Genomic DNA, 6,375 nt, shown 5'->3' on the forward strand with positions numbered 1-6,375 from the left:
CACGTCTCCCGCCTGGCGGTGATCCGCCAGGCACCAGAATTGTCCACTTAAGGAGAGATTGATGATGCGTGCGGTCAGCGCGGCAGAGACCGCACCCTCCACGTACGCGTGGGCGGTGCACGCCGAGCGCCTGGTCGTCCGGACCGGCCGGCACCTTGCCGTCAACGGGCTGGACCTGGCGCTGGGCACCGGCGTACACGGCCTGCTCGGCCCGAACGGCGCCGGAAAGACGACCCTGATGCGGGCCCTCGCGACGGTGCTGAAGCCGACCGGCGGCCGGCTGGCCCTGCTCGGCGAGGACGTGACCGGCCGGGCCGATCTGCGCCAGGTCCGCCAGCGCCTGGGTTACCTGCCACAGCATTTCGGCTTCTATCCGCGCTTCACGGTGCGGGAGTTCGTCGAGTACATGGCCTGGCTCAAGGAGATGCCGAAGGCCACCGTTACCGGCGCCGTGCAGCGCGCCGTCGACCGGGTCGGTCTGACCAGCCGGGCCGACTCCAAGTTGAAGACGCTCTCCGGTGGGATGCTGCGCCGGGCCGGAATCGCCCAGGCGATCGTCAACGATCCGGAGGTGCTGCTGCTCGACGAGCCGACCGTCGGCCTCGACCCGGAGCAGCGGCTGGACTTCCGGGAGCTGCTGCGCGAGGTCGGCTCGGACAGCTGCGTGCTGGTCTCCACCCACCTGGTCGAGGACGTCGCCGCGGCCTGCACCGATGTAGTGCTGGTCAACGAGGGTCAGCTGGTCTGGCAGGGAACCCCGGCGCAGCTGGCCGAGCAGGGCAGCGCCGGGGACGCCGGGGACAGCGCCACCGAACGTGGCTACTCGGCGCTGCTGCGCGCGTACCGGGGGAAGGTTCCGGCATGACCGGGCGGATCATGCGGACCGAGGTACGCCGGTCGGCGGTACCCGCCCTTGCCGGACTGCTCGTGTTGGTCGGCGCGGGCGTCACCCTCACGTCTGTCCAGTCCTTCGCCGGCCGGTGGACCCAGCTGGCGATGTACGGACGGGGTTCGCTGCTGCTGTTGTTCCCGCTGGCCCTGGCCGGCGGCGCGTGGCTGGGCCGGCGTGACCGGCAGCACCGTGTCGGCGAGTTGTTCGCCACCACCGTACGGCCGCGCTGGCAACGGACCCTACCGCTCACCGTCGGGTACGCGGCCGCCATGATCGCGGTGTACCTGCTGGTCCTCGCCGTCGGGGCGTTCTGGGTGGCACCGACGGCCAGCTACTTCTCCGGTACCGTCCTCGGCATCACCGCGGTCGGCGCGCTGGCGATGGTCGCCGCCAGCTGGTTGGGCCTGGCCGCCGGCCGGGCCGTGCCCCGGATCGTCACCGCGCCGGTCCTCGCGGTCGTCGGGTTCGCCGTGATCGGTCTGATCCCGGACTTCGTCACGATGTCCGGCTTCGACGAGAACTTCGTCAAGACCCGGCCGGACCCGTCGGCGCTGCTGCTCGTCCCGGCGACGCCCAACGGAGTCGACGACTTCCAGACCATCCCGACCTCGGTCAGTCTGCTGCAGGCAATGTGGTTGACGGCGCTCGCCGGCACCGCGCTGCTGCTGATCGGCGCGGTACGCCGTGGTGTGCTCGCCCTGGCGGTGCTGCCCACCGTCCTCGGTGCCGCCGTGGCGATACCGCTGCTGCCCACCAACGGATACACCGGGGCTGCTGTCGTCGACCCCGTCGCCGTCGAGCTGGTCTGCGACGACGACCGCCCGCAGGTGTGTGTCCGCAGGGTGCACGCGGCGGTGCTGCCCGACGTCGTCGGACCGGTCCGGGAGGCGCTCGCTGCGCTGGGGGCCAAGCTGCCGGATCCGCCGACGCGTGCGGTGGAGAGCGACCAGCTGGCCGCCTGGGCCGCACCCGAGCAGACGGCGGTCCGCAACGACTCGGACGTACTGGTCTTCGATACCCCGGACATCAGCCGGACGGGCCGGGCCGATCTGTCCAGCGGGTACTTTCAGGCGGAGTTGCTGCGGTCCGCGTGGTCACAGGAGTGCGAGGGCGACGAGCCTCACCTGGTGTTCAAGGTGGCCCCGTACCTGGCGCAGGAGGTCGCGGTGGCCTGGTTGGTCGGCGGGCCGCCGCAACCGCAGAGCTGGTGGCGTCCGGAGGACCGGCAGTTGGCCGACGCTTCGTACCAGGCGTTGACCGGTCTGCCGGCCGAGCAGCAGCGACAGGTTGTCGGGCAGGCCCGCGACGCGGCTCTCGACTGCGACTTCGACCGGATCGAGGAGCTGTTGCTGGCAGGTGACCAATGAGGTGGCTGGGCCTGCACCTTCGCGCCCGTCGAGTGCCGATGGCCGCCGCCGTCGTAGTCGGTGTCATCGCGCTGATCTGGATCAGCTGGCCGGTCTTCTCCGACGGGCAGACCATCAACACCCGGATGATCAGTGTCACCGTGATGCTCGCGGTCGTCGCGATCGGCACCACGCTCAGCGGTGCCGACGACGCCCTCGACCACACCGCGGCGGTCAGCTGGCCGACCCGCCGGGCCGCGCATCTGCTGCTCTCTGCCGCCGCGGTGATCGGGCTGCTGCTGGTCACCACGCTCACCGACGCCCGGTTCGAGCCGCTCGGTGTCGTCGCCCGCAACACTGCCGGGCTGCTCGGGCTCACCGCACTCGGTGCCGTGCTGCTCGGTGCCGCGCTGTCCTGGATCGCTCCGCTGGTCTGGACCATCGTCGCGATCATGCCGTGGATGGGGCCCAGTGGACAGTTGCGAATGCAGCTCGGTGCGTGGCTGATTCAGCCGGCCGGGACCTCCGCCGCCACGGTCTGCGCCATACTGCTGGCGGTGGCCGGGCTGGTGGCGTACACGGTGCGTGGCTGCCCGCTGCGGCCCGCAGCGGAGACGCTGCCGCACGACTGAGCGGCGACTGACTGGCGGCGGTTTCCCGCCGCCGGTCAGCGGTGGCCGGACAGCAACTGCGAGTTGTACCTCTCGGTCGCCCGCAGCGCCAGGACCGGGCCGGCCACCAGATAGGCCACCCAGGTCATCGGCAGGGTTATCCAGCCGATGACGATGAACGTGAGCAGAACGTTGATCCAGAAGAACACCCAGAACGAGACCATCAGCACGATGCCGGTGGCCATTTTGCCGGCGTAGATGTTGCCGATGCCGAAGATCCCGAACAGGCCGGGCACCAGTTCCAGAGCCACCGCCGCGCCGGCCGACTTCGGCACCGCCGGGCCGGGGCCGGGCACGGGGGCATAGCCGCCCGGCTGGTACGGCTGCCCCTGGTACGGCTGCCCCTGATATGGCTGCGCCGAGGTGGGCATCGGCTGCTGCGGCCCCGACTGGTACGGGTTGGGGTAGGTCACCGGCTCAGTCTCCCAGCTCCGATGGAGATCAACACCGTACGTTCGGTCGTCCGCCGCCGGTCCTCCGTCGCTGCTCAGCGGCCGGCCGGTGGCCGGTCCACCGGGCCGTCAGCGGATCGAGACCAGCCGGATCGCGGTACGCAGCAGCACGACGGCGGCGCCGGCGACCATGACCATCCCGATGCCAGGCATCAGCTGCCCCCAGCTGCCGGTGGTCGAACTGAGGTAGATCAGCCGGGCAGCCTGCCAGCCGATGATGACGGCGACCGCCAGCCCGGGTAGCAGGGCGTGTGCGATGGCCACCTTGCGGTACGGCAGCAGCGCGCCGGCGACGGCGATGAATCCGGCGGACAGCGTCCAGAGGCCGGGTCCGACGGTACCGGAGAGCGACCCGAACGGGGTGATCACCCAGGGGAGCAGCGAGCCGACCAGCGCGAGCAGACCGCCGATGATCATGCCGAGGCTGCCGGCGTGCAGGATGCGCCGACGGGCGGGGGCGGCGGTGGATGCTGTGTCAGCCATGACCGGATGCTAGGCCGGGATCCCTGGTGTGCCCCAGCCGGCAATCGGTGAGTGGTCGGGCGGGGCCGCTGGGCGGCCAGATAGTCACCACAAAACGCGCGAACCGGGCGACGCTCCCCCGCTCATCCACGACCGCCGACCGCTCGCAGGCCCAGGTAGACCGTTCACCGCCCCAACCCGGCGTAAGGCAGATCAACTATTGCCTGTCCGGGCCGGGTCACGTTCTCTTCCCAGATTAAGGGTGTGACCGACCGCACAAGCCGTCGGGCGGTCCCGACCGACCAGCGGAGGTGCGGATCGGACAGCGGCACAGTCGCGGCACGGTGGCCTGCCGGTCGCTGCGCCACGGCCCGTCACCTGCCGTTCCCATAACGACTAGGAGGCCCCACAGTGACTGACGTAACCCCCGACAACAACGCCGGTGGCGGGGAACCGCCACCGGCGACGTCACCACCGGACAACAGCTGGCGCCAGGAGTACTGGCGCAAGAACCTGCGCCTCATGGTGATCCTGCTCGCCATCTGGTTCGTCGTCTCGTTCGTCTGCGGAATCCTGTTGATCCAGCCGTTGAACAATATCGAGATTCTTGGATTCCCGCTGGGGTTCTGGTTCGCCCAGCAAGGATCAATCTACACCTTTGTCATTCTGATTCTGGTATACGCGAAAATGATGGACCGGATGGACGACCAGTTCGGTGTCAGTGAGCGACCGGCGGAAGGGGGAGAGAAGTGACCCAGATCCAGGGCTGGACGCTCGGCTTCATCATCCTCACCTTCGCCCTCTACCTCGGCATCGCCTGGCGCAGCCGGGTCAAGGAAACGACCGGCTTCTACGTGGCCGGTCAGGGAATCCCGACCGTCGCCAACGGTGCGGCCGTCGCCGCCGACTGGATGTCGGCCGCGTCGTTCATCTCGATGGCCGGTCTGATCGCGTTCCTCGGTTCGGACGGTTCCATCTATTTGATGGGCTGGACCGGCGGCTACGTTCTGCTTGCTCTGCTCATCGCCCCCTACCTGCGTAAGTGGGGCAAGTTCACGGTCCCGGAGTTCGTCGGCGACCGCTACTCGGAGACCGTACGGACGATCGCCGCCGTGGCCGCGATCATCATCTCCTTCACGTACGTCGTCGGACAGATGCGCGGCGGCGGCATCGTGTTCAGCCGGTTCCTCGGGCTGGACATCACCGGCGGCGTCATCGTCGCGGCGCTGATCATCTTCGCGTACGCGGTGCTCGGTGGCATGAAGGGCATCACCTGGACCCAGGTGTCGCAGTACACGGTGCTCATCATCGCCTACCTGATCCCGGCGATCGCGGTGGCACAGCAGATGACCGGGCTGCCGATCCCGCAGGTCACCTTCGGGCAGATCCTCGGCGAACTCAACGCGCTCAGCACCCAGATGGGGCTGAGCCAGTTCACCGAGGCGTTCTCCGCCCGACCGCAGATCGACGTGTTCCTGGTGACAATGTCACTGATGATCGGTACCGCTGGCCTGCCGCACGTGATCATCCGGTTCTACACGACGAAGACGGTCCGAGGCGCCCGCTACTCGGCGTTCTGGGCACTGTTCTTCATCGCGTTGCTCTACACCACCGCTCCGGCGGTGGGCGCGTTCACCAAGCTGAACCTGCTGCAGGACGTCAACGGCGTGGCGGCGGACTCATTGCCCAGGTGGATCGAGAACTGGGCGGCGACCGGCCTGGTCACGGTCAACGAGAACGCGCAGACGATCCAGACGGTCAGCAACAGTCCGACGTCCGGGGCCGACCTGATCGTCAACAACGACATCCTGGTGCTGGCCAGTCCGGAGATCGCCGGCCTGCCGGCACCGATCGTCGGCCTGGTGGCCGCCGGCGGCATGGCGGCCGCGATGTCGACCGCCGCCGGCCTGCTGCTGGTCATCTCCTCGTCGTTCTCGCACGACCTGTACTTCCGCCGGGTGAAGCGGGACTCGACGGACAAGCAGCGGCTGCTCGCCGGACGGATCGCCATGGGCCTGGCGGTACTGATCTCGGTCTACGCCGGCATCAACCCGCCGGCGTTCGTGGCCCAGGTGGTGGCGTTCGCTTTCGGTCTCGCCGCAGCGAGCTTCTTCCCGATCATCGTGCTCGGCATCTTCTGGAAACGATGTAACGCCACCGGTGCCGCGGCCGGCATGGTGTCCGGAATGGCGTTCACCGCCGCGTACATGATCTACACGTTGGAGGTGTTCGGCACTTCAGCGAACCCGCACATCTTCGACATCAGCCCGGAGGCCATCGGCACCATCGGTGCGGTCGTCAACTTCATCGTCACGATCGTCGTGTCGAAGATGACGGCGCCGCCACCGGAGGAGATCTCCGAGATGGTGGAGAGCATCCGTTACCCGGCGGCCCGCCGCACCGTGCCGGCCGGCTCCACCGGCGACTCGGCCTGACCCGGACCGTTTCTCCAATCCCGGACAGTCCCGGGGGGGGGGGGGGGACAACGGAAAAAGGGGAGGGACCCCCCCCTCTCCATACCGCCCCCCCCCACCCCCCCTCCCCCCTCCCCC

The 6,375-nt window shown here is 68.8% G+C and carries 7 protein-coding genes; 5 read left to right on the forward strand and 2 right to left on the reverse strand.

Annotated elements, in window-relative coordinates; all coding sequences use genetic code 11:
- Window positions 1-61 precede the first annotated feature (61 nt).
- From ACXAHD_RS17400 to ACXAHD_RS17410, 3 genes are read left to right on the forward strand one after another with little or no spacing between them, the layout of a single operon-like run.
- Window positions 62-865 (forward strand): ABC transporter ATP-binding protein, encoded by an 804-nt coding sequence (locus ACXAHD_RS17400; RefSeq protein WP_475051694.1) that lies wholly within the window; start codon window positions 62-64, stop codon window positions 863-865.
- Complete coding sequence (locus tag ACXAHD_RS17405; protein WP_281553915.1) at window positions 862-2,259, forward strand: ABC transporter permease; 1,398 nt, start codon at window positions 862-864, stop codon at window positions 2,257-2,259. The genes ACXAHD_RS17400 and ACXAHD_RS17405 overlap by 4 nt, the downstream gene beginning before the upstream one ends.
- The gene (locus ACXAHD_RS17410) at window positions 2,256-2,870 is read left to right on the forward strand and encodes a hypothetical protein (protein WP_281553914.1); all 615 of its coding nucleotides are present in this window, start codon (window positions 2,256-2,258) and stop codon (window positions 2,868-2,870) included. The genes ACXAHD_RS17405 and ACXAHD_RS17410 overlap by 4 nt, the downstream gene beginning before the upstream one ends.
- Window positions 2,871-2,905: 35 nt before the next feature.
- Here the strand turns inward: ACXAHD_RS17410 and ACXAHD_RS17415 are convergent, their stop codons facing one another.
- Complete coding sequence (locus tag ACXAHD_RS17415; RefSeq protein ID WP_475051698.1) at window positions 2,906-3,322, reverse strand: hypothetical protein; 417 nt, start codon at window positions 3,320-3,322, stop codon at window positions 2,906-2,908.
- A 108-nt stretch (window positions 3,323-3,430) separates the two neighbouring features.
- Entirely contained in the window at window positions 3,431-3,844 is a 414-nt protein-coding gene (locus ACXAHD_RS17420) for a hypothetical protein (protein WP_281553912.1), read from the reverse strand.
- Window positions 3,845-4,234: 390 nt separating this feature from the next.
- Here ACXAHD_RS17420 and ACXAHD_RS17425 point away from each other — a divergent pair, with 390 nt between their 5' ends.
- A complete protein-coding gene (locus tag ACXAHD_RS17425) occupies window positions 4,235-4,576 on the forward strand; it encodes a DUF4212 domain-containing protein (protein WP_475051700.1) in 342 nt (113 codons plus the stop codon).
- Window positions 4,573-6,258, forward strand: a complete 1,686-nt coding sequence (locus ACXAHD_RS17430) for a sodium:solute symporter family protein (protein ID WP_281553910.1) — start codon at window positions 4,573-4,575, stop codon at window positions 6,256-6,258. The genes ACXAHD_RS17425 and ACXAHD_RS17430 overlap by 4 nt, the downstream gene beginning before the upstream one ends.
- The last annotated feature ends 117 nt before the right edge of the window (window positions 6,259-6,375 follow it).

The sequence above is a fragment of the Micromonospora sp. ABR4_055 genome, assembly GCF_056160425.1.